The following is a 24885-nucleotide window of genomic DNA, read 5'->3' on the forward strand; positions in this document are numbered from 1 at the left end:
TAGTGTTTTTATTTCTGAGGCTGCTCAATGATGAATGTGTTTTATAACACTATAATATTTATGAATATATATGAAATGAGCAGCGCCACGAACTCGTCGTGGCTGGGATCTTACACTCTCTATTTCTCTACTGTAAATATAAGGAGTGGGGATATGCGGATAGGGACATAATATAAATTGTTACTTGTTTTTAAATATAAAAATAATATATATGCAGTTCGTAATTATCTATTTTAATTATTTTATTCACTTTTTTTATTTGGTGAGGGTGAAGTCGCTATGGGAATAATGATTATCCAGAAGAAACGAAAGATTTTTCTGTAACAGGAGGTTTTATCCCCTAGGATCCTGTGACATAATGCGCCGCGTAGATGCTCATTCCATCTCTTATGCTCGCCTTACGGCTTCATAAACCCAGGAATGACGCAGAGCCGTTTACGGTGCTTATCGTCCACTGACAGATGTCGCTTTAGCCTCATCAGACACCATGGACATAACGTTGAGTGAAGCACCCATTATGTTGTCGAATTAAACCTGTTTAACGCCTGCTCCTAAACGAGCAGGCGTTTTTTTATGGGGCAAAGGTCGCGGGAGAGACCTTTTAGCCAACAAAAAGGGGACCTTGCGGTCCCCTTTACTCATTTTGCTGTCTTTACGCTGGCGGGTTGTTCTGTAACGTTAGCATCAGCCCATCCCGACGCATTGTCGCGGCTTCTTCCGGCTGCTTCAGGCGGTCGAGCACATCGGCCAGCCAGGCATAGTCGAACGCATCCGGACGCTGCTTGAGTGCCGCGCGGAACGCCAGGCTTGCTTCCTGCCATTCACCGTGTTTCATCAGCGACTGACCCAGCGTGCTCCATAGCAGCGGACGATCGCCCACCGTTTTAATCTGCTGGCGCAGCAGTTTTTCCATCTGCTCCGGATTGTTGGTGTTCAGGCGCGGTATCAGCATGACCAGACGATCGTCATACTGGCGCTTCAGGCCGTCGATGATGATCTGCTGGGCGGTGTCATGATCGTCACATTCAATCAAGTGATCGGCTATGGCGACCTGCAGGGCGACCTGATGGCGGGTTTTGCGGCTCTGGTTTTTCCACCAGTCACGCAGCCCTTCGCTACCCTGATCGGCGCGAGCTTGATCCATTAGACCAATCCACGCCTGTTGCTCCAGTGCGGCGCGGTGAGCATCGTCGCCGACGTGGGCTTTCGCCATCGATGGGATGATATCCAGCAGCGAACTCCATGCTCCGGTCTGAATGTAGGCCTGCTCGGCCAGACGCAGCACTTCCGGATGACGCGGAGTGATTTCCAACAGCTTATCGACACCGTGGCGCGCCGCGTGGGTTTCGCCACGTGCAAGCTGCAGGCGAACGCGGGTGATTTCGACTGGGATCAGATCGTTGCCAGCGTTTTCCGCCGCGCGCTGCAGATGTTGGTTGGCACGCGCTTCGTCACCGCGCTGCTGTGCCGCTTCTGCTGCCAGCAGGTAGTTCACCACCGGCTGCTCTGCGTGATCGGCATTTTTCGACATCAGCTTTTCAACCTGCTGATAATCGCCTTCCGCCAGTTTCAACAGCGCCTGTTCCGTTTGCTTACGCGCACGGCGACGTTTACGTCCGACAAACCAGCCGCGAGTATGGGCACCGGTACGGAAAATGCGGCGTAGAATCCACTCCAGCGCGAACAGCACCACCATCACCAGAATCATGATGATGACCAGCCCGGTTACGCTAGTCTCAATGTTGTAATTGTCCGTCTGAATCAGGACATAGCCCTGATGGCCTGCGATCATCGGGCCAACAACAATGCCCGCAATCAGCAGTGCGAAGAGTAAGAGAACTTTCAGCATCGATTATTCTCCTTGCGGCGCGGCGGCGGCTGGCTGCTCTGGTGCAGGCTCCGTCACGGCAGGTTGCGCGTCAGCGGGCTGTGCAATGGCAGGCTGTGCCATCAGGTTACGCACGCGAGTTTGCATCAGCTTTTCCAGAATCGGCTGGCTTTGCAGGGTTTCTGGTACGTCCATGCTGATGCTTTGCTGGCTGAGTTTTTCGATATCGTCGAGGAACGCCTTGGTGGTGGCGTCTTCCGTGTCGTAGTAGGCACGAACCCAGGTGGACACGTTATCCAGCGCCTGTTTGTAGGTCTCATCCTGATGACGAGGTACCGCTTGTACGGCGGCTAACAGTTGCGAGCGAATATTTTCCCGCAGGTAGATATCCTGGTTTGGTGCCAACAGCGGCACGGCGGTTTCATCGCGGCGGCGGATAGTGATAAAGCTGTCCATAAAGCTCTGCCAGCTTTTCTGCAGATTGACGCGCCATTCGCTGAGCGATGCCGACAGCTCACCGTCGTCGTTGTCCATCGGTGAATCATCGTTGTTGTTGTCGGCCAGACGCAGGTTATCTACCTGATTTGCCAGTTGGTTAACCTTGAGAATGATGCCGTCGTAGTCCACCTGTGAGATTGCCGCGAGGCTGGCAATATCTTCAGTCAGCGCGCGGCGCGCGGTGATTAAACTGGGATCGTTCATGTCGGCAAGGCTGGCGTCAGCGCTTTTTAACAGCGCGGCAGCAGTGGTTACGTCCTGATCGCTCCACAGTTTGCGACCGGCCAGCTTAACGAGAAAATCAGACTGTGAAAGAAGCCAGGTTTTGGCATCGGTGCCGGAGATTGCGGCCACTTTTTGCTGCACTTCATCCAGCTGTTTGGCCATTTCACCCTGCTGGGCTTTCGCCTCATCCAACTGGGTTGCCTGCTGTTTGATGGTCGTTTCCAGCGCCTCTTTTTGCGCATCCTGCGCTTTTTGCAGCGCAATGAGCTGATTAGCGAGGGTATCGCTGGTGGTGGTTTGATTGACGGCCTGCTGTTTGCCCCAGCCGTACAGGCCCACGCCTGCTGCCAGTGCTATGGCAATGGCGACTGCGCTCAGTACGAGGCTCGTTTTTCCGCTGTTATTTTTCTTCCCAGCATTTGCGGGCTGACTAGATTCGGGCTGCGGCGTGATGTTCACGGCATCCCCGGACTCTTCAACCACGGCGGAGTTTTCTTTTTGTTCCGTCATTATGGCTTCCAATTTTGAAAGTTATTGTAATGCGCGCAGCAGCGCATCGTTGTCTGCGCTATCGGCAACCTGAATATCCTGCCAGCCCATCTCCCGGGCCAGTTTTGCAATACGTTCACTCACGACCAGTAATCGGCATTTGAGCAACCAGCTCTCCCGGTACCAGAGGGGAATAAGCGTCCAAAGTTGTTGCAGCATTTCACCGCTGGTGACGACCAGCGTGGTGACTTCACGGGCCTGCCAACGCATGGCTTCTTCGGCGCCATCATAGTGAACAGGGCAGCGCTGATAGCATTCACACAGCGTGACTGTTGCACCGCGCTCGGTGAGCGTTTCGGCCAGCAGTTCCCGGCCGCCGTTACCGCGAAGGATGAGCGCTTTCTTACCGGCAATAGTTTGCAATTCAGGTAATTGTAGCAACACTTCGCTGATTTCCCGATCTAATGGGTAGCGAACGTCAAGACCGCTGACCTGATGCAGCGCTAATGCCGTGGTACGGCCTATGGCAAAATAGCGGGGCGCGGTAGGCCAGAGAAGGTGTTGCTGCTGGAGTTGGGCGTGAGCGAAGCTAACGGCGTGCTGCGACAGTGCGAAGACCAAATCACCATCGCCCAACGTCTGTAGCCTTTGGCTGAGCGTGCTTAGCTCCCGCCCGGGGGTAAATTCAATGAGTGGGAAACTCCAGGCAACTTGCCCCAGCGCGCGCAAACGGCTGACTAACTCTTCACCTTGCAAAGAGGGGCGAGTTACCAGAATGGTCATATGGCCGCGTCCCCGTCGTAAACGGCGGCCAGAATTTCACGGGCACCGTTATCGAGGAGTTCATCAGCCAGTTCAATGCCCATTTTCTCGGCGTTTTCCGGCTTGCCACGGCGTTCGCCACGGACCGTTTCGCGGCCATCAGGCGAGCCAACCAGCGCGCGTAGCCACAGCTCGCCATCGACCAATTCGGCATAGCTGCCGATAGGGACCTGGCAGCCGCCTTCCAGACGCATGTTCATGGCGCGTTCAGCGCATACACGAATGGCTGTTTCATCGTGGTTCAACGGCGCGAGCAGTGCACGCGTTTGTGCATCATCCAGGCGGCATTCAATACCGACTGCACCCTGGCCAACGGCCGGGAGCGACTCTTCTGGCGGCATCGGCTGGCGGATACGCGCATCCAGCTCAAGGCGTTTTAGGCCGGCAACGGCCAGGATAATGGCATCGTAATCGCCGTTATCGAGTTTGCTGAGGCGAGTGCCGACGTTGCCGCGCAACGAGCGGATCACCAGATCCGGGCGGCGCTGGGCAATCTGGCACTGGCGACGCAGGCTGGAGGTGCCGACGATGCTGCCTGCCGGGAGATCATCCATACAGGCGTAATGATTCGAAACGAAGGCGTCACGCGGATCTTCGCGTTCGCAGATGGTGACGAGCCCCAGCCCCTGAGGGAACTCGACCGGGACATCTTTCATGGAATGCACGGCGATATCGGCACGGTCTTCAAGCAATGCCAGCTCAAGCTCTTTAACAAACAGCCCTTTGCCGCCCACCTTAGCCAGCGGAGTATCAAGGATAATATCGCCGCGGGTGACCATCGGGACAAGCGTCACCGTTAGCCCAGGATGGCAGGCCATCAGGCGTTCTTTTACATAGTGCGCTTGCCAGAGAGCGAGCGGACTTTGGCGTGTGGCAATTCTCAAAACTTTGTCTAACATGCTTGTTACCGTCATTATCGTCCGTTGTTCATCGTAACATTGTTGACTTAATGATGTTAGTTTTCAGGGTTTCATACCCTGATCAAATCGCAATGCAGGAAATGTGCCTGTTGCGTAAATGATGGCAGGGATAAACGGGGTTGTGTTTACCGTTTATTACTGGCACTGTCTTGATCGTATGCCGGGGTTTACAGCAGCATTCAATGCTACACTTGTTGTAGTGCAACATTCTTTACGGTCAACCGGCAAGGTGTTAGATTGATCACGTTTTAAACCGATTTTTGTCCGAATTTTGATAATCACAACGGCGGACGAGAAACGGTAACGGTTCTTCTTGTTGAAATATTAAAAACCTCCGTATCTGCACTTTTACGATACGCCGCGGTTTTGAACATCAGGCGATATGTCTTGTACCTCTATATTGAGACGCTAAAACAGAGACTGGATGCCATCAACCAACTGCGTGTAGATCGCGCGCTTGCAGCCATGGGCCCTGCTTTCCAGCAGGTATACAGTCTACTGCCGACATTATTACATTATCATCATCCGCTGATGCCGGGTTACCTTGACGGTAACGTTCCCAAGGGCATCTGCCTCTACACGCCTGATGAAACCCAACGTCATTATCTCGACGAACTCGAGCTGCATCGCGGTATGCCGCCGCAGACTTCTGCGAAGGGCGAGCTGCCGATCACCGGCATCTACTCGATGGGCAGCACCTCGTCCGTCGGCCAGAGCTGCTCTTCCGATCTCGATATCTGGGTTTGCCATCAGTCGTGGCTCGATAATGATGAACGCCAATTATTACAGCGCAAATGTAGCCTGTTGGAAAGCTGGGCGGCATCGCTGGGCGTTGAAGTCAGTTTTTTCCTAATCGATGAGAACCGCTTCCGCCACAATGAAAGTGGTAGCCTCGGCGGTGAAGACTGTGGCTCAACGCAGCATATTTTACTGCTCGACGAATTTTACCGTACGGCGGTGCGCCTGGCGGGCAAACGTATTCTGTGGAATATGGTGCCGTGCGAGGAAGAAGAGCACTACGACGATTACGTCATGACGCTGTACGCTCAGGGTGTACTGACGCCAAACGAATGGCTCGATCTCGGCGGATTGAGCTCGCTCTCCGCTGAAGAGTACTTTGGCGCCAGTCTCTGGCAGCTCTACAAAAGTATCGACTCCCCATATAAAGCGGTGTTGAAAACTCTGCTGCTGGAGGCCTACTCCTGGGAATACCCCAACACGCATCTGTTGGCAAAAGACATTAAACAGCGCCTGCATGACGGCGAGATCGTCTCCTTCGGTCTCGACGCCTACTGCATGATGCTAGAACGCGTTACCGAGTATCTGAAGGCGATTGAAGACGAAACACGTCTCGACCTCGTTCGCCGCTGCTTCTACCTCAAAGTATGCGAAAAGCTCAGCCGTGAACGCGCCTGCGTTGGCTGGCGTCGTGAAGTGGTGGGGCAATTGGTGAAAGAGTGGGGTTGGAGCGAAGAGCGTCTGGCGATGCTCGACAATCGCGCTAACTGGAAAATTGATCAGGTGCGCGAAGCGCATAACGAACTGCTCGATGCGATGATGCAGAGCTATCGTAACCTGATCCGTTTCGCGCGCCGCAACAACCTGAGCGTTTCGGCCAGCCCGCAGGATATCGGCGTGCTGACGCGTAAACTGTACGCGGCGTTTGAAGCGCTGCCGGGCAAGGTGACGCTGGTTAACCCGCAAATCTCCCCGGATCTGTCCGAACCGAATCTGACCTTTATCTATGTTCCGCCGGGACGTGCCAACCGTACGGGTTGGTATCTCTACAACCGCGCGCCGAACATGGAATCCATCATCAGCCATCAGCCGCTGGAATATAACCGCTATCTCAATAAGCTGGTGGCCTGGGCGTGGTTTAACGGCCTGCTGACTTCGCGCACGCGCCTGTTTATTAAAGGCAATGAGATCGTCGATCTGGCGAAACTGCAGGAGATGGTGGCCGATGTTTCGCACCACTTCCCGCTGCGCCTGCCGGCGCCGACGCCTAAAGCCTTGTACAGCCCGTGCGAAATTCGCCACCTGGCCATTATCGTCAACCTGGAATACGACCCAACCGCGGCCTTCCGCAATCAGGTGGTACATTTCGATTTCCGTAAGCTCGATACCTTCAGCTTTGGCGAAGATCAGAAATGCCTGGTTGGCAGCGTTGACCTGCTGTACCGCAACTCGTGGAACGAAGTGCGTACGCTGCATTTCAACGGCGAGCAGGCGATGATTGAAGCGCTGAAAACCATTCTCGGCAAAATGCACCAGGACGCCGCGCCGCCGGACAGCGTTGAAGTGTTCTGCTACAGCCAGCATCTGCGCGGTTTAATCCGTACTCGCGTGCAGCAGCTGGTTTCTGAGTGTATTGAACTGCGTCTCTCCAGCACCCGTCAGGAAACTGGCCGCTTTAAAGCGCTGCGCGTCTCCGGGCAGACATGGGGACTGTTCTTTGAACGTCTGAATGTGTCGGTGCAGAAGCTGGAAAACGCCATCGAATTTTACGGCGCTATCTCGCACAACAAGCTGCACGGCCTGTCTGTGCAGGTTGAGACCAATCACGTCGAATTGCCGCAGGTGGTTGACGGCTTCGCCAGCGAAGGGATCATCCAGTTCTTCTTTGAAGAGTCAGGTGAAGAACAGGGCTTTAATATCTATATTCTGGATGAGAGCAACCGTGCAGAGGTGTATCACCACTGTGAGGGCAGCAAAGAAGAGCTGGTGCGCGATGTCAGCCGGTTCTACTCGTCATCACACGATCGCTTCACCTACGGCTCCAGCTTTATCAACTTCAACCTGCCGCAGTTCTATCAGATTGTGAAGGTTGATGGCCGTGCGCAGGTGATTCCATTCCGTAGCCAGGCGCTGACGCCGCCGCCGTCTCATCACGACAACGATAATACGCCGCTGTTGCAGCAGTATTTTTCGTAAAAACAGCATCGTTCGAAATGCCGGATACGGCGGTTTACACCGTTATCCGGCAATAAATCTTAACGGAATTTCACCGTTTCGCCCGACTGATGCGTAGCCGCTTGTTCCAGTAAATCCCAGAAATTTTCGCCGCTGCGGTCGCAGATCCACTCGTCGCCCTTCAGGTCAAAGTGGTAGCCGCCCTGCTTGGTGGCTAGCCACACCTGGTGCAATGGCTCCTGGCGGTTAATAATAATTTTACTGCCGTTTTCAAAGCTGATAGTCAGTACGCCGCCGTTGATTTCGCAGTCGATATCGCTGTCGCCGTCCCAATCGTCCAGACGTTCTTCAATGGTCAGCCACAGGGTATCGGCCAGGCGATGAAATTCACTGTCGTTCATTGTCGTTTCCCGTTTTTTAGTGATTCGGCAGTATAGCGTGAAACAAATCACGTTGCAGTCAGGCGCTTAACGCTTGCTTTTGCGCCTTCTCCTGCGATGATAGAAAATAGAAAGCATTGAACTACAGGCATCTTAAGAATGAATAAGATTTTTCGACCGCTGGCGGTGTTACTCGCCTTGTTTATCCTTGCAGGCTGTGGCCTGAAAGGCCCGCTATTTTTCCCTCCGGCTGATAAAACGGCACCGCCGCCGACCAAATCGGTGACGCCTCCGGTGCAAAGTGATACTCCGGATCGCAACGACCGCGGTGATAACGGCGGCCCGACGCAGGTTAACTACTAATTAATACGTTCTGTTCCGCGCAACTGGAGTAGATGATGCAGTTTTCTAAAATGCATGGCCTCGGCAACGATTTCATGGTTGTCGACGCGGTAACGCAGAATGTTTTTTTCTCGCCAGAGCTGATTCGTCGCCTGGCCGACAGGCATCACGGCGTGGGCTTCGACCAGCTATTGGTTGTTGAACCGCCTTACGATCCCGATCTGGATTTCCACTATCGCATTTTCAACGCCGATGGCAGCGAAGTTTCGCAATGTGGTAACGGCGCGCGCTGCTTCGCGCGTTTTGTGCGCCTGAAAGGCCTGACCAATAAACGTGAGATCCGCGTGAGTACGGCGAATGGTCGTATGGTATTAACCGTCACGGACGATGAGTTGGTTCGCGTCAACATGGGTGAGCCTAACTTTGAGCCATCGCAAGTGCCGTTCCGCGCTAACAAAGCGGAAAAGACCTATATTATGCGTGTGGCCGAACAGACAGTATTGTGCGGCGTGGTCTCCATGGGGAACCCGCACTGCGTGATTCAGGTTGATGACGTCGATACGGCCACGGTTGAAACGCTGGGCCCGTTGATGGAAAGCCATGAACGTTTCCCTGAGCGCGCGAATATTGGTTTTATGCAGATTGTGAAGCGCGAACACATCCGTCTGCGCGTCTATGAACGCGGTGCGGGTGAAACGCAGGCATGCGGAAGCGGAGCCTGTGCGGCGGTCGCCGTCGGTATTCAACAAGGTTTGCTGGCGGAAGAAGTGCGCGTGGAATTACCGGGCGGGCGTCTTGATATCGCCTGGAAGGGCCCGGGCCAACCGTTGTTTATGACTGGCCCGGCGGCACATGTCTATGACGGATTTATTCACCTATGAAACACGTCGGGGAAGAACAACAGGATGTAGCCACTGCGCTAAATGACCACGCAGTGGCGGACTATCTGTTGCAACATCCTGAATTTTTTATTCGTAATGCCGCCGTGGTTGAGCAAATGCGCGTCCCGCACCCGGTGCGGGGTATGGTGTCACTGGTTGAGTGGCACATGGCGCGTTCGCGTAACTACATCGCGATGCTCGAAGAGAACATGGATCAGCTGATGGATCAGGCGGCAGCCAACGAAGGACTGTTCTATCGCCTGCTGCATCTGCAAAATCGACTGGCCTGTGCGGAAAGTCTCGACGATTTGCTGCTGCGGTTTCACCGCTGGGCCCGTGAGCTAGGGCTGGCGGGCGCATCGCTTCGTCTATTCTCCGATCGCTGGCGACTCGGAGCGCCTTCAAAATATACCCATCTGGTTCTCTCGCGTCAGTCATTCGAACCCCTACGCATACAGCGTTTAGGGCAAGAAAATCATTATCTGGGCACCCTGAATGGCCCTGAGCTGCTGCTACTGTTACCTGAAGCGAAAGCGGTGGGTTCGGTGGCAGTATCGATGATGGGCAGCGATGGCGATCTCGGGGTGATTCTGTTTAGCAGCCGCGACCCGCACCATTATCAAGCTGGGCAGGGAACGCAGCTCTTGCAGGAAATTGCCCTGATGCTGCCGGGCCTGCTGGAACGATGGATTGAACGCGTATGAGCGATACCTCGCTGACGCCCGCCGTGACGCGTTTCTTACGTTATCTTGGCGTGGAGAGGCAGCTTAGCCCGATTACCTTATTGAATTATCAGCGTCAGCTTGATGCCGTTATTGAAATGGCCAGCGCAATGGGCCTGCAGAATTGGCAACAATGTGATGCTGCGATGGTGCGCAGTTTTGCCACTCGCAGCCGCCGTAAGGGGCTTGGTGCAGCAAGTCTGGCGCTCCGCCTCTCCGCGCTGCGCAGCTTCTTTGACTGGATGGTGAGCCAGGGCGAACTGCCGGCAAACCCGGCGAAAGGCGTTGCGGCGCCGAAAGCCCCGCGCCATCTGCCAAAGAATATCGACGTCGACGATGTGAATCGGCTGCTGGATATCGATCTCAACGATCCGCTGGCGGTGCGCGATCGCGCAATGCTGGAAGTGATGTACGGTGCTGGCCTGCGTTTGTCAGAGCTGGTTGGGCTGGATATCAAACATCTCGATCTCGACACTGGCGAAGTGTGGGTGCTCGGCAAAGGGAGCAAAGAACGCCGTCTGCCGATTGGCCGCAACGCCGTGACGTGGATTGAACACTGGCTCGATCTGCGCGGGCTGTTCGGCGGCGATGACTATGCGCTGTTTCTGTCGAAACTGGGCAAGCGTATTTCAGCGCGTAACGTGCAAAAGCGTTTTGCCGAATGGGGCATCAAGCAGGGGCTGAACAGTCACGTTAACCCGCACAAGCTGCGCCACTCCTTTGCCACCCATATGCTGGAGTCGAGCGGTGATTTGCGCGGCGTGCAGGAACTGCTGGGCCACGCCAATCTATCGACTACCCAAATCTATACCCACCTTGATTTTCAACACCTTGCTACGGTGTACGATGCGGCGCATCCACGCGCCAAACGGGAGAAATAATGCGTTTTTATCGACCGCTGGGCACCATTGCCGCGTTGACGTTTGACCTTGACGATACCCTTTACGATAACCGCCCGGTGATTGACCGGACGATGCAGGAGTCGCTGAATTTTGTGCGCGGCTACCATCCGGCGCTGGTGAACTTCGATGCGCGAATGCTGCAAAGCTGGCGCGATGAGCTGCTGCAAAGCGAGCCGGAAATCTACCACGACGTTACAGAATGGCGTTGGCGCGCGCTGGAGCACGGCCTGCGTAAAGCGGGACTGACGGCGCAAGAGGCTATTGCGGGCGCGGATGCGGCGATGGCCAATTTTGCCCAGTGGCGCAGCCGGATTGATGTTCCGCAGGAAACCCACGACACCCTAACCAAGCTGGCGCAGAAATGGCCGCTGGTGGCGATTACCAACGGTAACGCCCAGCCGGAGCTGTTCGGTCTGAGCGGCTATTTCGAGTTCGTGCTGCGCGCGGGCCCTGATGGGCGCTCGAAGCCTTACGCCGACATGTATCATCTGGCGGCGGATAAGCTCAACGTCCCGCTTGGCGAGATCCTGCACGTCGGCGATGACCTGACCACTGACGTCGCGGGCGCAATCCGCTGCGGCATGCAGGCTTGCTGGATTAAGCCGCAAAATGCCGACCTGATGCAGACCGCCGACAGCCGTTTGTTACCACATGTTGAGATTTCGCGGTTGGCATCTCTGACCTCGCTGATATAATTCCCGGTAGTTCTGTATAAAATTCCAGGGTTTTTGGCGGATAGCGCTATGCTTATCCGCCCTACGATGACGTAGGCCCGGTAAGCGAAGCGCCAGCGGGCGTTCCGTTTTTTTCCTGATTACTACGCGGCGGTGCCAATGGACGTTTCTTACCTGCTCGACAGCCTCAATGATAAACAGCGCGAAGCCGTCGCGGCAAAGCGTACCAATATGCTGGTGCTCGCCGGGGCTGGTAGTGGTAAGACGCGCGTGCTGGTACACCGTATCGCCTGGCTGCAAAGCGTGGAAAATTGCTCGCCATACTCGATTATGGCGGTGACCTTCACCAACAAAGCGGCGGCGGAAATGCGCCACCGTATCGCGCAGCTGATGGGCACGTCTCAGGGCGGCATGTGGGTTGGGACGTTCCACGGGTTGGCGCACCGACTGCTGCGCGCGCACCATCTGGATGCCAATCTGCCGCAGGATTTTCAGATTCTCGACAGCGAAGATCAGCTGCGTTTACTGAAGCGTCTGATCAAGGCGATGAACCTTGATGAGAAGCAGTGGCCGCCGCGTCAGGCCATGTGGTTTATCAACAGCCAGAAAGACGAAGGGCTGCGCCCGCATCATCTGCAAAGCTATGGCAACCCGGTTGAGCAGACCTGGCAGAAGGTTTATCAGGCCTATCAGGAAGCCTGCGACCGCGCCGGGCTGGTGGATTTCGCCGAGCTGCTGCTGCGCGCTCACGAGCTGTGGCTCAACAAGCCGCATATTCTTCAGCACTATCGCGAACGTTTTACCAATATTCTGGTGGATGAATTCCAGGATACCAACAACATCCAGTACGCGTGGATCCGCCTGCTGGCGGGCGATACCGGCAAGGTGATGATCGTCGGCGATGATGACCAGTCGATTTACGGCTGGCGCGGGGCGCAGGTGGAAAATATCCAGCGATTCCTGAACGATTTCCCCGGTGCCGAAACCATTCGTCTTGAGCAAAACTACCGTTCGACCAGCAATATCCTGAGCGCTGCCAACGCCCTGATTGAAAACAACAACGGGCGTCTGGGCAAAAAACTGTGGACCGACGGCGTCGATGGTGAACCGATTTCGCTCTACTGCGCATTCAACGAACTCGACGAAGCTCGCTTCGTGGTGAACCGTATCAAAACCTGGCAGGACAACGGCGGCGCGCTCGAGCAGTGCGCGATTCTCTATCGCAGCAACGCCCAGTCGCGCGTGCTGGAAGAGGCGCTGTTGCAGGTCAGCATGCCGTACCGTATTTACGGTGGTATGCGCTTCTTCGAACGTCAGGAAATTAAAGATGCGCTCTCTTACCTGCGCCTTATCTCCAATCGCAACGACGACGCGGCCTTTGAACGCGTGGTGAATACGCCAACGCGTGGCATCGGCGATCGTACGTTGGACGTGGTGCGTCAGACTTCGCGCGACCGCCAGCTCACGCTATGGCAGGCCTGCCGCGAACTGCTGCAAGAGAAAGCGCTCGCCGGGCGCGCCGCCAGCGCATTACAGCGTTTTATGGAGCTGATTGACGCTCTGGCGCAGGAAACCGCCGATATGCCGCTGCACGTGCAGACTGACCGGGTGGTGAAAGACTCCGGCCTGCGCATGATGTACGAGCAGGAAAAAGGTGAGAAAGGCCAGACGCGTATTGAGAACTTAGACGAACTGGTGACGGCGACGCGCCAGTTCAGCTACAACGAAGAAGAAGAGGATTTACTGCCGCTGCAGGCATTCCTCTCCCACGCGGCGCTGGAGGCGGGCGAAGGTCAGGCCGATACCTGGCAGGACGCGGTGCAGTTAATGACCCTCCACTCGGCCAAAGGTCTGGAGTTCCCGCAGGTGTTTATCGTCGGTATGGAAGAGGGGATGTTCCCAAGCCAGATGTCGCTGGATGAAGGCGGCCGTCTGGAAGAAGAGCGTCGCCTGGCCTACGTTGGCGTAACCCGCGCGATGCAGAAGCTGACGCTGACCTATGCGGAAACGCGACGCCTGTATGGCAAAGAGGTTTATCACCGCCCATCACGCTTTATTGGTGAATTGCCAGAAGCGTGCGTGGAAGAAGTGCGCCTGCGTGCGACGGTGAGCCGCCCGGTGAACCATCAGCGCATGGGTACGCCGATGGCGGAGAACGATACCGGCTACAAGCTTGGCCAGCGTGTTCGCCACGCCAAGTTTGGCGAAGGTACCATTGTTAATCTGGAAGGCAGCGGCGAACATAGCCGTCTGCAGGTTGCATTCCAGGGGCAGGGGATTAAATGGCTGGTAGCAGCCTACGCCAGACTGGAAGCCGTATAACATTCAGAAAAATATCATTATTTTGTAACGATCTGCTAGCCTTACTGAACTGAAGGTAATTAATGCCGGTTAGCGTTTCGTTGCGTGTTGACGCCGTTTTTTTGCTGGCGTAACATGCGCGCACGATTACGCTAAGAGGACAAAGCCTTGGACACACCCAGTAGATGCTGGCTCACCTTCCTGTCATCCAGGAACAACTCCTAAGGCTATCCTCTTATGCTGATAGCCTTAGCGGTTGTCAGCGACCCGTATTTATCCCGTCGCATTGAGTCAGGCTGTTTAATGGTCTGAAACCCCTGTAGTTTCTGTGTGCCCACCGGCTGTCCGATAATTTTTTGCATTGGGAGTCCCGGTCATGCTGAGCGCATTTCAACTGGAAAATAATCGTTTAACGCGTCTTGAAGCGGACGAGATTGAGCACCTGGCCAGTTCGGTTTGGGTTGACTTAGTCGAGCCGGATGACGATGAACGAAACCGTGTGCAAAAGGATTTGGGCCAGAACCTGGCCACGCGCCCTGAACTGGAAGACATCGAAGCATCCGCACGTTTTTTTGAAGACGAAGACGGTCTGCATATTCACTCCTTCTTCTTTTATGAAGATGCGGACGATCATGCCGGTAACTCGACCGTAGCATTTACCATCCGTGAAGGGCGTCTGTTTACCCTGCGCGAGCGTGAATTGCCGGCGTTCCGTCTGTATCGTATGCGCGCCCGCAGCCAGCTGATGGTGGATGGCAACGCCTACGAACTGCTGCTCGATCTGTTCGAAACTAAAATCGAACAGCTGGCGGATGAAATTGAAAACATCTACAGCGACCTGGAAAAGCTCAGCCGTGTGATTATGGAAGGGCGTCAGGGCGACGAGTATGACGAAGCGCTTTCCACGCTGGCAGAGCTAGAAGATATCGGCTGGAAGGTTCGTCTGTGTCTGATGGATACCCAGCGCGCGCTGAACTTCCTGGTACGCAAGGCGCGCTTACCGGCCAGCCAACTGGAGCAGGCGCGTGAGATCCTGCGAGATATCGAATCCCTGCTGCCGCACAACGAATCGCTGTTCCAGAAGGTGAACTTCCTGATGCAGGCGGCGATGGGCTTTATCAACATCGAGCAGAACCGCATCATTAAGATCTTCTCGGTGGTTTCGGTGGTGTTCCTGCCGCCGACGCTGGTGGCGTCCAGCTATGGGATGAACTTTGAGTTTATGCCGGAGCTGCGCTGGAGTTTTGGTTACCCGGGCGCAATCATCTTTATGATTCTGGCGGGGCTTGCGCCGTATCTCTACTTTAAGCGCAAGAACTGGCTGTAAGATCTTTACCGGAGAGCGGCTACGCTTTTTCGACCTACGCGTAGGCGGATAAGCGCAGCGCCCTCCGGCGTCTTTCTACCCGCGGCGGGTCCGTCGCTGGGTATAAATCGCATCCATCACAAAAATCGCCAGCGCGACCCAAATAAACGCGAAGGTGACCATTTTGTCCGCACCCGGCACTTCACCGTAGAACGTCACCGCCAGCAGGAACATCAGCGTTGGGCCGATATACTGGAAGAAACCCAGCGTTGACAGGCGCAGACGCGTCGCCGCGCCGGTAAAGCACAGCAGAGGAATTGTGGTTACGACGCCTGCGGCAATCAGCAGTAGATTCAGCGACCATGCGTTTTGCCCCATATGGCTGGTTGCACTATCGGCGATACCAAACAGATAAATTGCCGCTACCGGTAGCAGCCAGAGCGTTTCAAACAGCATGCCGGTCTGCGCATCGACGGCGATTTTCTTACGCACCAGGCCGTAGAAGGCAAAGCTGAAGGCCAGGCCTAAGGCGATAACCGGCAGCGAACCGAAGGTCCATAGCTGTACCAGCACGCCGCAAACCGCCAGGAATACCGCCAGCCATTGCATACGGCGGAAGCGCTCGCCGAGGAAAATCATCCCCAACACAATATTAACCAGTGGGTTTATAAAGTAACCGAGGCTGGCTTCCAGCATGTGATGGTTATTGACCGACCAGATAAACAGCAGCCAGTTGCCGCCGATCAGCACCGCTGAAAGCGCCAGTAAAAACACTTTTTTTGGCGTCTTGAGTAGCGTTCTGACCTGCAACCACTGACGGCTGATGCTCACCAGCGCCACCATAAAGAAAAACGACCAGATGACGCGGTGGGTCAGGATCTCATCGGCAGGAACGTAGTAAATCAGCTTAAAGTAGGCTGGAGCGATGCCCCAGATAAAATAGGCGGCGAGGGCAAGAAGCACGCCCTGACGCGTCTGTTTGGGATCCATGAGAAACATCCATTTTAAAAAAGTAACGCAATTTTACGCGATTATGACCGTTATCCCACCATATAAGTCGCCGTCGCGCTGGCGATATGCGTTTGTTCTTCGTTGTGCAGCTCAACGCGAGCAACGGCAACCTTGTTGCCCGCGCGCAGCAGCGAACTGGTAGCCGTAAACCGCGTACCGCGACCAGGGCGGAGGTAGTCTACGCGTAAATCAATGGTACCCATCCGCGACAGGCGTTGGCGCAGCTCGTCTTCATTGATGGTGTCATGGCGCGCCAGCGTACTGCCAACGCACACCAGCCCGGCGGCAACGTCCAGCGCCGAGGCAATCACCCCGCCGTGCAAAATGCTTTGCGCCCAGTTGCCTACCATCATCGGTTGATTGTTAAAACTAATCTGCGCAAAGGCCTTTTCGTAGACCTCCAGCTCCAGATTCAGGGCCCGGTTAAACGGCATATGGTAGACAAAAATTTCGCCAACCAGCTTGAGAGCAGCTTCGGCGGTAAGTTGTGCAGACATAATGACCTTGCTTGGCATGTTAATGAAATGTTGATTTTATGCCTATTGCATGTTGATTACTACTTTCAGAAAGGTTTGATGAGCAAGAACAGTGCAAACCGGTAGAATGCGTGTCATTTTGCTATTCATTATTTTTATATATCTCAGGGGAAAGTGACCGATGCGGCTCTCACGGAGTGGATTACTGGCGCTACTGCTGCCTGTCTCAGCGTTTGCACAGGAAGCAACGATCAAAGAAGTGCACGATGTGCCCGCAGTGCGCGGCAGTATTATCGCCAACCTGCTGCAAGAGCATGATAATCCGTTCACGTTGTACCCTTATGAAAGCAACTATCTGCTGTACACCTGGACCAGCGATCTCAACAAAGAGGCGATTCGTTCCTACGATTGGGCTGAAAATGCGCGTAAAGATGAAGTCAAATTCCAGCTTAGCCTGGCGTTCCCGCTGTGGCGCGGGATCCTCGGCGATAACTCGGTACTGGCGGCTTCTTATACGCAGCGATCCTGGTGGCAGCTTTCCAACAGCGGTGAGTCTGCACCGTTTCGTGAAACGAACTATGAACCGCAGCTGTTCCTCGGTTTTGCTACCGATTACCAGTTTGCTGGCTGGACGCTTCGCGACGTTGAAGTGGGGTATAACCATGATTCGAATGGCCGAGCCGACCCAACATCACGTAGCTGGAACCGCCTGTATACCCGTCTGATGGCGCAAAATGGTAACTGGCTGGTGGAAGTGAAACCCTGGTATGTGGTGGGTGAAACCGATGACAACCCGGATATCACCAAATATATGGGCTATTACCGGCTGAAAATCGGCTATCAGTTAGGGGATGCGGTACTGAGCGCGCAGGGGCAATATAACTGGAACACCGGCTACGGTGGCGCGGAGCTGGGAGTGAGCTATCCGCTAACCAGGCACGTGCGCGTGTATACTCAGCTCTACAGCGGGTACGGCGAGTCGCTTATCGACTATAACTTTAACCAGACGCGTATTGGCGTTGGGGTGATGCTTAACGATCTGTTTTAACAGCCTAACCGTCGGTATGTTGCGAGTATGGCTGAAGGAATTCGTCTAAAACATTGCAGTTTGGCACGCAGGCGCTGAAAATAGCGCCTGTTTTTATTTTACGGTGAATGGGGTCAATGTGGCACAGGCGGAAGTTTTGAATCAGGGATCGCTGGCTAAACAGGTTTTGCAGGAGACCTTTGGCTATCAGCAATTCCGCCCGGGCCAGGACACTATCATCAATACCGTGCTGGAAGGGCGCGACTGCTTAGTCGTGATGCCAACCGGCGGCGGAAAGTCGCTGTGTTATCAGATCCCCGCGCTGGTGCTTGATGGTCTGACGGTCGTCGTTTCACCGTTGATCTCCCTGATGAAAGACCAGGTCGATCAACTGCTGGCGAACGGCGTGTCGGCGGCCTGCATCAACTCGACGCAAACCCGCGAACAGCAGCAAGAGGTGATGGCCGGGTGCCGCACCGGGCAGATTCGTCTGCTCTACATCGCCCCGGAACGCCTGATGCTGGATAACTTCCTCGAGCATCTGGCGCACTGGAACCCGGTAATGCTGGCCGTCGATGAAGCGCACTGTATCTCCCAGTGGGGACACGACTTCCGCCCAGAGTACGCTGCGCTGGGCCATTTGCGTCAACGCTTCCCGGCGCTGCCGTTTATGGCGCTCACCGCGACTGCGGACGACACCACCCGTAACGATATCGTGCGCCTGCTGGGGCTTAACGACCCCTATATCCAGATCAGCAGCTTCGACCGACCGAACATTCGTTACATGCTGATGGAGAAGTTTAAGCCTCTCGATCAGCTGATGCGCTATGTCCAGGAGCAAAAGGGCAAGTCGGGCATTATCTACTGCAACAGTCGCTCGAAAGTGGAAGATACCGCCGCGCGTTTGCAAAGCCGTGGTATTAGCGCGGGCGCCTATCACGCCGGGCTTGAGAGTCACGTTCGTGCCGATGTGCAGGAGAAATTCCAGCGCGACGACCTGCAGATTGTGGTCGCCACCGTGGCGTTTGGTATGGGTATCAACAAACCGAACGTTCGTTTCGTGGTGCATTTCGACATTCCGCGCAATATCGAGTCTTATTATCAGGAAACCGGGCGCGCTGGGCGTGACGGTCTGCCTGCGGAAGCGATGCTGTTTTACGATCCGGCCGATATGGCCTGGCTGCGCCGCTGTCTGGAAGAGAAGCCAGCGGGCATGCTGCTGGACATTGAGCGCCATAAGCTCAACGCGATGGGGGCATTTGCTGAGGCGCAGACCTGTCGCCGTCTGGTGCTGCTTAACTACTTTGGCGAGGGGCGTCAGGAGCCGTGCGGCAACTGCGATATCTGCCTCGACCCGCCGAAACAATATGATGGAGCACAGGACGCACAGATTGCGCTGTCGACCATCGGACGTGTTAATCAACGCTTCGGTATGGGCTATGTGGTGGAAGTGATTCGCGGTGCCAATAGCCAGCGTATTCGCGAGTTCGGCCATGACAAACTGAAAGTCTACGGTATGGGCCGTGAGAAGAGCCATGAGCATTGGGTGAGCGTGATCCGCCAACTGATCCACCTCGGCTTCGTGACCCAGAATATCGCCCAGCATTCGGCGTTACAGTTGACCGACGCATCTCGCCCGGTGCTGCGCGGCGAAGTACCGCTTCAGCTTGCGGTGCCGCGAATCGTGGCGCTGAAGCCGCGCGTGATGCAAAAAGCGGCGGTAGGCAACTATGATCGCCAGCTGTTCTCCAAATTACGCAAATTGCGTAAAGCCATTGCTGATGAAGAAAATATCCCACCATATGTCGTCTTCAACGACGCCACGCTGATTGAGATGGCAGAGCAGATGCCGGTTTCACCGAGCGATATGCTCAGCGTGAACGGCGTTGGGACGCGTAAACTGGAACGCTTCGGTCGTGAGTTTCTGGCGCTGATCCGCGCCCATGTCGACGGCGACGATGAAGAGTAGTCAGTGCGCGGAAAAAGTGTCAGGATAGTCACTCACTGTACTATTTTCCGCAATTTTATCGTCTCGTTTGGTAGGTCTATCATGATAACGCTGTTCCTTACCGTGGCGCTGGTGCACATCATTGCGTTGATGAGCCCTGGGCCGGACTTCTTTTTCGTTTCTCAGACAGCCGTCAGTCGTTCGCGCAAAGAGGCGATGATGGGCGTGCTGGGAATTACCTGCGGCGTCATGGTCTGGGCGGGCGTTGCACTACTCGGGCTGCACCTGATTATCGAAAAAATGGCGTGGCTGCATACCATTATTATGGTCGGCGGTGGTCTATATCTGTGCTGGATGGGCTACCAGATGCTGCGCGGGGCGCTGAAGAAAGAGAAATCAACCGAAGCAGCAGAACCGCAGGTGGAACTGGCGCAAGGCGGGCGTAGCTTTATGAAAGGCCTGCTGACTAACCTCGCTAACCCAAAAGCGATTATCTATTTTGGCTCCGTGTTCTCGTTGTTTGTTGGCGATAGCGTCGGTGCCGGCGAGCGCTGGGGGATCTTCGTGCTGATTATTCTCGAAACGCTGGCCTGGTTTACCGTTGTGGCGAGTCTGTTTGCGCTGCCAACGATGCGTCGTGGCTATCAGCGTGCGGCGAAGTGGATTGACGGCGTGGCGGGAACGCTATTCGCCGGTTTCGGTATTCACCTGATTATTTCACGCTAAGTTTTAGCCCACTCCGTTTGCGGGTGGGCTCCCTTCTTTCTTATCCCATCACGCGTGGCGTGCCGACGCCAGCAGTGCGCCGACCAGCATAAACAGCGAACCAAACACCTTATTCAATGCCTTCATCTGTTTTGGCCCTTTGATCCACACCGCAATGCGCTGCGCCAGGGTGGCGTAGCCAATCATCACAATGATATCGACGACGATGGTGGTCACGCCGAGGACCAGGTACTGCATGACCTGTGGCTGGTCGGGTGAGATGAACTGCGGAAAGAGCGCGGCAAGAAACACAATGCTTTTCGGGTTGGTCAGGTTCACGAACACTGCGCGCTGAAACAGTTTGCCGCGGCTCTGGGTTTTCGCCAGCGTATTGAGGTCGATGGCTCCCGCTGCACGCCACTGTTGAATGCCAAGCCAGATAAGGTAGGCCACGCCGGCCCACTTCAGAATTTCAAACGCCAGCACCGAGCGGGAAAACAGCGTCCCCAGCCCCACGCCCACCAGAACGATATGAATGGCCAGCCTGGTTTGTAATCCGGCAATTGACGCTGCCGCACCGCGGTAGCCGTGGTTGATTGAGGTGGTCATGGTATTGATCGCCCCTGAGCCCGGCGACAGGCTGAGAATTATGGATGTTAGCAGGTAGGCGAACCACCATTCAAAGGTCATGAGAAACTCCCTGATTGTCTGTTTTTATGCCACAATACGCTATTGTATAGGCGCTGTGTTAGGCGTCACAAAAAAACAATTTTCAGCGGTTAACTGGGGTGGAAGCCCGATGTTTCAACAGCAAAAGGATTGGAATACAAGAGAAAACGCGTTCGCTGCGTTTACCACCGGTCCATTGATGGATTTCTGGCACGGTCGGGAAGAAGCCGAGTTTATCGGCGTCGATGGCATTCCAGTATGGTTTGTTCGTTTCAGTTCGCCTGCGCATGACCGCGTTATCGTTGTTTGTCCTGGGCGCATTGAAAGCTACGTGAAGTACGCTGAGCTGGCGTACGATCTCTTCCGCAGTGGGTTTGATGTATTAATCATCGACCACCGGGGCCAGGGGCGTTCCGGACGTATGCTTTCGGACTCGCACCGCGGCCACGTGGCGAAATTCAGCGACTATGTGGATGATCTTGAAGCCTTCTGGCAGCAACAGGTTCTCCCGGGTCGCTGGCGTCAGCGGTTCATCCTCGCGCATTCGATGGGCGGGGCGATTGCGACGCAGTTTTTACAGCGTAAACAACAGGGCTGTGATGCTATCGCGCTTTGCGCGCCGATGTTCGGTATTATCATGCGCTTGCCGGAATGGGTTGTCCGGCCGCTTCTCGATTGGGCTGAGGGCCATCAGCGTCTTCGGGAAGGTTATGCGATGGGGACCGGGCGATGGCACGCGCTGCCGTTTGGCGTTAACGTGTTGACTCACAGCCGCGAGCGCTATCGGCGCAATGTTCGTTTTTATGCCGATGAGCCGCAGCTGCGCGTCGGCGGTCCCACCTATCATTGGGTACGGGAGGGCATTCTGGCCGGGGAGAACATTCTCGCTAACGCCGCAAAAGATACCTTTCCCGTCCTGCTGATCCAGGCGGAAGAAGAGCGGGTTGTTGATAACCGCATGCACGACCGTTATTGTGATATTCGCGCCGAAGCGGGCAATCCTTGCGATGGCGGTAAGCCGCTTGTCATACAGGGCGCCTACCATGAGATCCTTTTTGAAAAGGACGCTATGCGATCAGTCGCACTCACTGCCATTGTCGATTTTTTCCATCGACATCATTAATTCGGCGCCAGCGCCGCACTGTTTAGAGGTTAAATTCGTTTATGTACCAGGTCGTTGCGTCTGATTTAGATGGCACCTTACTCTCCCCTGACCACCACTTAACGCCGTATGCCAAAGAGACGTTGAAGCTGCTGACCGAGCGCGGTCTGAACTTCGTCTTTGCTACCGGGCGTCACTACATTGATGTCGGGCAGATCCGCGATAATCTTGGGATCAAATCCTATATGATCACCTCCAACGGCGCGCGCGTGCACGATGCCGATGGCAAACAGGTCTTCGCCCATAACCTGGACCTCGACATTGCGACCGATCTCTTTGGCATCGTCAATGCAAACCCCGATATCGTCACCAACGTCTACCGTGACGATGAGTGGTTTATGAACCGTCACCGCCCGGAGGAGATGCGTTTCTTCAAAGAAGCGGTCTTCAACTACACCCTGTATGAGCAGGGTATGCTGGAAGCCGAGGGCGTCAGCAAGGTGTTCTTTACCTGCAACGACCATGAAACGTTGCTGCCGCTGGAGCAGGCAATTAACGCGCGCTGGGGCGATCGCGTCAACGTCAGTTTCTCGACGCTGACCTGCCTGGAAGTGATGGCGGGCGGTGTATCGAAAGGTCACGCGCTGGAAGCAGTGGCCAAAGCGATGGGCTATACGCTCAAAGACTGCATTGCCTTTGGTGACGGTATGAACGATGCCGAAATGCTGTCGATGGCGGGTAAAGGCTGCATTATGGAAGGTGCTCACCAGCGCCTGAAAGATCTGCATCCGGAGCTCGAAGTGATTGGCTCTAACGCCGATGACGCTGTGCCGCACTACCTGCGTAAGCTGTATCTTGATTAAAAATTGACGACTGGCTATTAACTGGTCAGTTGTCAACTTACATCTCCGCTACAATGAATGCTCATCTTCCTATGAGACATTCATTGTGGCGCTCCTGATTATTACCACGATTCTGTGGGCCTTCTCGTTTAGCTTTTACGGTGAGTACCTTGCCGGACACATTGACAGCTATTTTGCCGTGCTGGTGCGCGTCGGCCTTGCTGCGCTGGTGTTTTTGCCGTTTCTGCGTACGCGCGGACACAGCCTGAAAACTATCGGCCTGTATATGCTGGTGGGCGCGATGCAGCTTGGCATCATGTATATGCTGAGCTTCCGGGCCTATCTGTACCTGACCGTCTCGGAGCTGCTGCTGTTTACCGTGCTGACACCGCTCTACATCACCTTGATCTACGACCTGATGAGCGGGCGTCGCCTGCGCTGGAGCTACGCGTTTAGCGCGCTGCTGGCGGTGATTGGCGCAGGGATCATTCGCTATGACCACGTGACCAGCCATTTCTGGATGGGGCTTCTGCTGGTTCAGCTCTCCAATATTACGTTTGCCATCGGGATGGTGGGTTACAAGCGCCTGATGGAAACCCGTCCAATGCCACAGCACAACGCTTTTGCCTGGTTCTACCTTGGCGCGTTTTTAGTGGCGGTGGTGGCCTGGTCGCTTCTGGGGAATGCGCAGAAAATGCCGCAGACGATGCCGCAGTGGGGCATTCTGGTGTTTCTTGGCGTGGTGGCTTCGGGGATTGGTTACTTTATGTGGAACTACGGTGCCACTCAGGTGGACGCAGGCACGCTAGGTATCATGAACAACATGCATGTGCCTGCGGGGCTGTTGGTTAACCTGGCAATCTGGCATCAACAGCCCCACTGGCCGAGCTTCCTTACAGGGGCTGCTGTGATCCTGGCCTCACTGTGGGTACATCGGCGTTGGGTCGCTCCGCATTCTTCACAAACGGCAGATGATCGCAAGCGTGGTTCCGCGCTGAGCGAATAAACGCTTCCATTACCGGCTGACGCTGCTCGCCATCGCGCACGGCGGCGTACAGCCGGCTCCACAGTCCTTCGCCCAGGGTTTTAGTGACGATAAGACCCTGGCGCTCAAAACTCTCCACCACCCAGTGCGGCAGCGCAGCAATCCCCATGCGTGCCGATACCATCTGAATCAGCAACAGGGTGTTATCCACGCTTTTTAGCTGTGGGCTGATACCGGCTGGCAGCAGGAAGTGACGCCAGATATCCAGACGCTGGCGCTGTACCGGGTAAATCAGCAGCGTTTCCGACGCTAAATCTTCCGGCGTAATGCGCGCTTTGGTCGCCAGTGGGTGATCGGGAGACAGCACCAGACGCACCTCGAAATCAAACATCGGCGAATAGTGCAGACCGCTTCGCGGCAGAATGTCGGAGGTTAGCACGATATCCAGCTCGCTCTGCTGCAAGGCCGGCTGTGGGTCAAAAGTGACACCAGATTTAAAGTCCATCTCAACCTGCGGCCACTGCTTGTGGAAATTCTCCAGCGCGGGCGTCAGCCACTGAATGCAGCTGTGGCATTCAATAGCGATGCGCAGCGTGGCCTGCTGTGGCTCATTACAAGCCTGCAGCGCCTGACCAATTTGCGGCAGTATCTGGTTTGCCAGCTGCAGCAGGATCTCTCCCTGCGGCGTAAAGCGTAATGGCTGGCTTTTACGCACAAATAGCCGAAAGCCAAGGCGTTGTTCCAGATCGCTGAACTGGTGAGAAAGGGCGGATTGGGTCTGATGCAGCGTCGCCGCGGCGGCTGCCAGTGAACCACTACTCCGCAACGCCTGGAGCGTTTTCAGGTGTTTAATCTCGATCATGAAAGTCCTTCACTTCGGCATGAACAATTTGCGCTTGAGGAATATACAGTACCTG

General features: G+C 55.1%; 24 protein-coding genes. 15 read left to right on the forward strand and 9 right to left on the reverse strand.

Annotation, left to right across the window (positions count from 1 at the left end):
- Positions 1-652: 652 nt before the first annotated feature.
- The 4 genes from hemY to hemC are packed head-to-tail and all read right to left on the reverse strand — an operon-like array spanning position 653 to position 4761.
- Positions 653-1849: a protoheme IX biogenesis protein HemY gene (gene hemY, locus LZ634_RS00215; protein ID WP_234501752.1), complete on the reverse strand. Its 1197-nt coding sequence runs from the start codon at positions 1847-1849 to the stop codon at positions 653-655.
- 3 nt (positions 1850-1852) lie between these two features.
- Positions 1853-3061 carry a uroporphyrinogen-III C-methyltransferase gene (hemX, locus tag LZ634_RS00220; protein ID WP_234501753.1) on the reverse strand — a complete coding sequence of 403 codons (1209 nt, stop codon included), beginning with the start codon at positions 3059-3061 and terminating at the stop codon, positions 1853-1855.
- 21 nt (positions 3062-3082) lie between these two features.
- Entirely contained in the window at positions 3083-3823 is a 741-nt protein-coding gene (gene hemD, locus LZ634_RS00225) for a uroporphyrinogen-III synthase (protein ID WP_234501754.1), read from the reverse strand.
- Positions 3820-4761: a hydroxymethylbilane synthase gene (gene hemC, locus LZ634_RS00230; RefSeq protein ID WP_234501755.1), complete on the reverse strand. Its 942-nt coding sequence runs from the start codon at positions 4759-4761 to the stop codon at positions 3820-3822. Before hemC ends, hemD begins: the two co-directional genes overlap by 4 nt.
- 408 nt (positions 4762-5169) lie before the next feature.
- On the opposite strand from hemC, the gene cyaA reads away from it, so the two are divergent.
- Positions 5170-7716, forward strand: coding sequence for a class I adenylate cyclase (gene cyaA / locus LZ634_RS00235; protein WP_112202279.1), 2547 nt, complete (start codon positions 5170-5172; stop codon positions 7714-7716).
- 59 nt (positions 7717-7775) lie between these two features.
- Here cyaA and cyaY read toward each other — a convergent pair whose 3' ends face one another.
- On the reverse strand, positions 7776-8096 hold the full coding sequence (gene cyaY / locus LZ634_RS00240) for an iron donor protein CyaY (RefSeq protein WP_234501756.1): 321 nt from the start codon (positions 8094-8096) through the stop codon (positions 7776-7778).
- 138 nt (positions 8097-8234) lie between these two features.
- On the opposite strand from cyaY, the gene lptM reads away from it, so the two are divergent.
- The 8 genes from lptM (at position 8235) to corA (ending at position 15224) form a co-directional block, all read left to right on the forward strand.
- Positions 8235-8438: an LPS translocon maturation chaperone LptM gene (lptM, locus tag LZ634_RS00245; protein ID WP_234501757.1), complete on the forward strand. Its 204-nt coding sequence runs from the start codon at positions 8235-8237 to the stop codon at positions 8436-8438.
- A 35-nt stretch (positions 8439-8473) separates the two neighbouring features.
- Positions 8474-9298, forward strand: coding sequence for a diaminopimelate epimerase (gene dapF / locus LZ634_RS00250; RefSeq protein ID WP_234501790.1), 825 nt, complete (start codon positions 8474-8476; stop codon positions 9296-9298).
- The gene (locus LZ634_RS00255) at positions 9295-10002 is read left to right on the forward strand and encodes a DUF484 domain-containing protein (protein ID WP_234501758.1); all 708 of its coding nucleotides are present in this window, start codon (positions 9295-9297) and stop codon (positions 10000-10002) included. The genes dapF and LZ634_RS00255 overlap by 4 nt, the downstream gene beginning before the upstream one ends.
- Entirely contained in the window at positions 9999-10901 is a 903-nt protein-coding gene (gene xerC / locus LZ634_RS00260; RefSeq protein WP_234501759.1) for a tyrosine recombinase XerC, read from the forward strand. The genes LZ634_RS00255 and xerC overlap by 4 nt, the downstream gene beginning before the upstream one ends.
- Complete coding sequence (gene yigB / locus LZ634_RS00265) at positions 10901-11617, forward strand: 5-amino-6-(5-phospho-D-ribitylamino)uracil phosphatase YigB (protein ID WP_234501760.1); 717 nt, start codon at positions 10901-10903, stop codon at positions 11615-11617. The genes xerC and yigB overlap by 1 nt, the downstream gene beginning before the upstream one ends.
- 138 nt (positions 11618-11755) lie before the next feature.
- Positions 11756-13918 (forward strand): DNA helicase II, encoded by a 2163-nt coding sequence (uvrD, locus tag LZ634_RS00270; RefSeq protein WP_234501761.1) that lies wholly within the window; start codon positions 11756-11758, stop codon positions 13916-13918.
- 147 nt (positions 13919-14065) lie between these two features.
- Positions 14066-14122 (forward strand): YsgD/CorL family protein, encoded by a 57-nt coding sequence (gene ysgD / locus LZ634_RS00275; RefSeq protein WP_218007475.1) that lies wholly within the window; start codon positions 14066-14068, stop codon positions 14120-14122.
- Positions 14123-14273: 151 nt separating this feature from the next.
- Positions 14274-15224: a magnesium/cobalt transporter CorA gene (gene corA / locus LZ634_RS00280; protein ID WP_234501762.1), complete on the forward strand. Its 951-nt coding sequence runs from the start codon at positions 14274-14276 to the stop codon at positions 15222-15224.
- Positions 15225-15299: 75 nt separating this feature from the next.
- On the opposite strand, the gene rarD is transcribed toward corA, so the two are convergent.
- Positions 15300-16193 (reverse strand): EamA family transporter RarD, encoded by an 894-nt coding sequence (rarD, locus tag LZ634_RS00285; protein ID WP_234501763.1) that lies wholly within the window; start codon positions 16191-16193, stop codon positions 15300-15302.
- A gap of 50 nt (positions 16194-16243) precedes the next feature.
- Positions 16244-16711, reverse strand: coding sequence for an acyl-CoA thioesterase YigI (gene yigI, locus LZ634_RS00290; protein WP_234501764.1), 468 nt, complete (start codon positions 16709-16711; stop codon positions 16244-16246).
- A 160-nt stretch (positions 16712-16871) separates the two neighbouring features.
- On the opposite strand from yigI, the gene pldA reads away from it, so the two are divergent.
- The 3 genes from pldA to rhtC all read left to right on the forward strand — a co-directional run bounded on the left by pldA (position 16872) and on the right by rhtC (position 20391).
- Entirely contained in the window at positions 16872-17738 is an 867-nt protein-coding gene (gene pldA / locus LZ634_RS00295; protein WP_234501765.1) for a phospholipase A, read from the forward strand.
- Positions 17739-17856: 118 nt separating this feature from the next.
- Positions 17857-19686: an ATP-dependent DNA helicase RecQ gene (recQ, locus tag LZ634_RS00300; RefSeq protein WP_234501766.1), complete on the forward strand. Its 1830-nt coding sequence runs from the start codon at positions 17857-17859 to the stop codon at positions 19684-19686.
- A gap of 81 nt (positions 19687-19767) precedes the next feature.
- Positions 19768-20391: a threonine export protein RhtC gene (gene rhtC / locus LZ634_RS00305; protein ID WP_234501767.1), complete on the forward strand. Its 624-nt coding sequence runs from the start codon at positions 19768-19770 to the stop codon at positions 20389-20391.
- A gap of 48 nt (positions 20392-20439) precedes the next feature.
- On the opposite strand, the gene rhtB is transcribed toward rhtC, so the two are convergent.
- Positions 20440-21060 (reverse strand): homoserine/homoserine lactone efflux protein, encoded by a 621-nt coding sequence (gene rhtB, locus LZ634_RS00310; RefSeq protein ID WP_234501768.1) that lies wholly within the window; start codon positions 21058-21060, stop codon positions 20440-20442.
- Between the two features lie 109 nt (positions 21061-21169).
- On the opposite strand from rhtB, the gene pldB reads away from it, so the two are divergent.
- From pldB to LZ634_RS00325, 3 genes are all read left to right on the forward strand, one after another.
- Positions 21170-22162, forward strand: coding sequence for a lysophospholipase L2 (gene pldB / locus LZ634_RS00315; RefSeq protein ID WP_234501769.1), 993 nt, complete (start codon positions 21170-21172; stop codon positions 22160-22162).
- A gap of 41 nt (positions 22163-22203) precedes the next feature.
- Complete coding sequence (gene yigL / locus LZ634_RS00320) at positions 22204-23004, forward strand: sugar/pyridoxal phosphate phosphatase YigL (RefSeq protein WP_234501770.1); 801 nt, start codon at positions 22204-22206, stop codon at positions 23002-23004.
- 85 nt (positions 23005-23089) lie between these two features.
- Entirely contained in the window at positions 23090-23989 is a 900-nt protein-coding gene (locus tag LZ634_RS00325; protein WP_234501771.1) for a carboxylate/amino acid/amine transporter, read from the forward strand.
- Here the strand turns inward: LZ634_RS00325 and metR are convergent.
- A complete protein-coding gene (gene metR / locus LZ634_RS00330; RefSeq protein WP_234501772.1) occupies positions 23877-24830 on the reverse strand; it encodes an HTH-type transcriptional regulator MetR in 954 nt (317 codons plus the stop codon). The two genes, LZ634_RS00325 and metR, sit on opposite strands and share 113 nt — an antisense overlap.
- Positions 24831-24885: the final 55 nt, after the last annotated feature.

The sequence above is a fragment of the Kluyvera intermedia genome, from assembly GCF_021440345.1.
Classification (GTDB): domain Bacteria; phylum Pseudomonadota; class Gammaproteobacteria; order Enterobacterales; family Enterobacteriaceae; genus Kluyvera; species Kluyvera intermedia_A.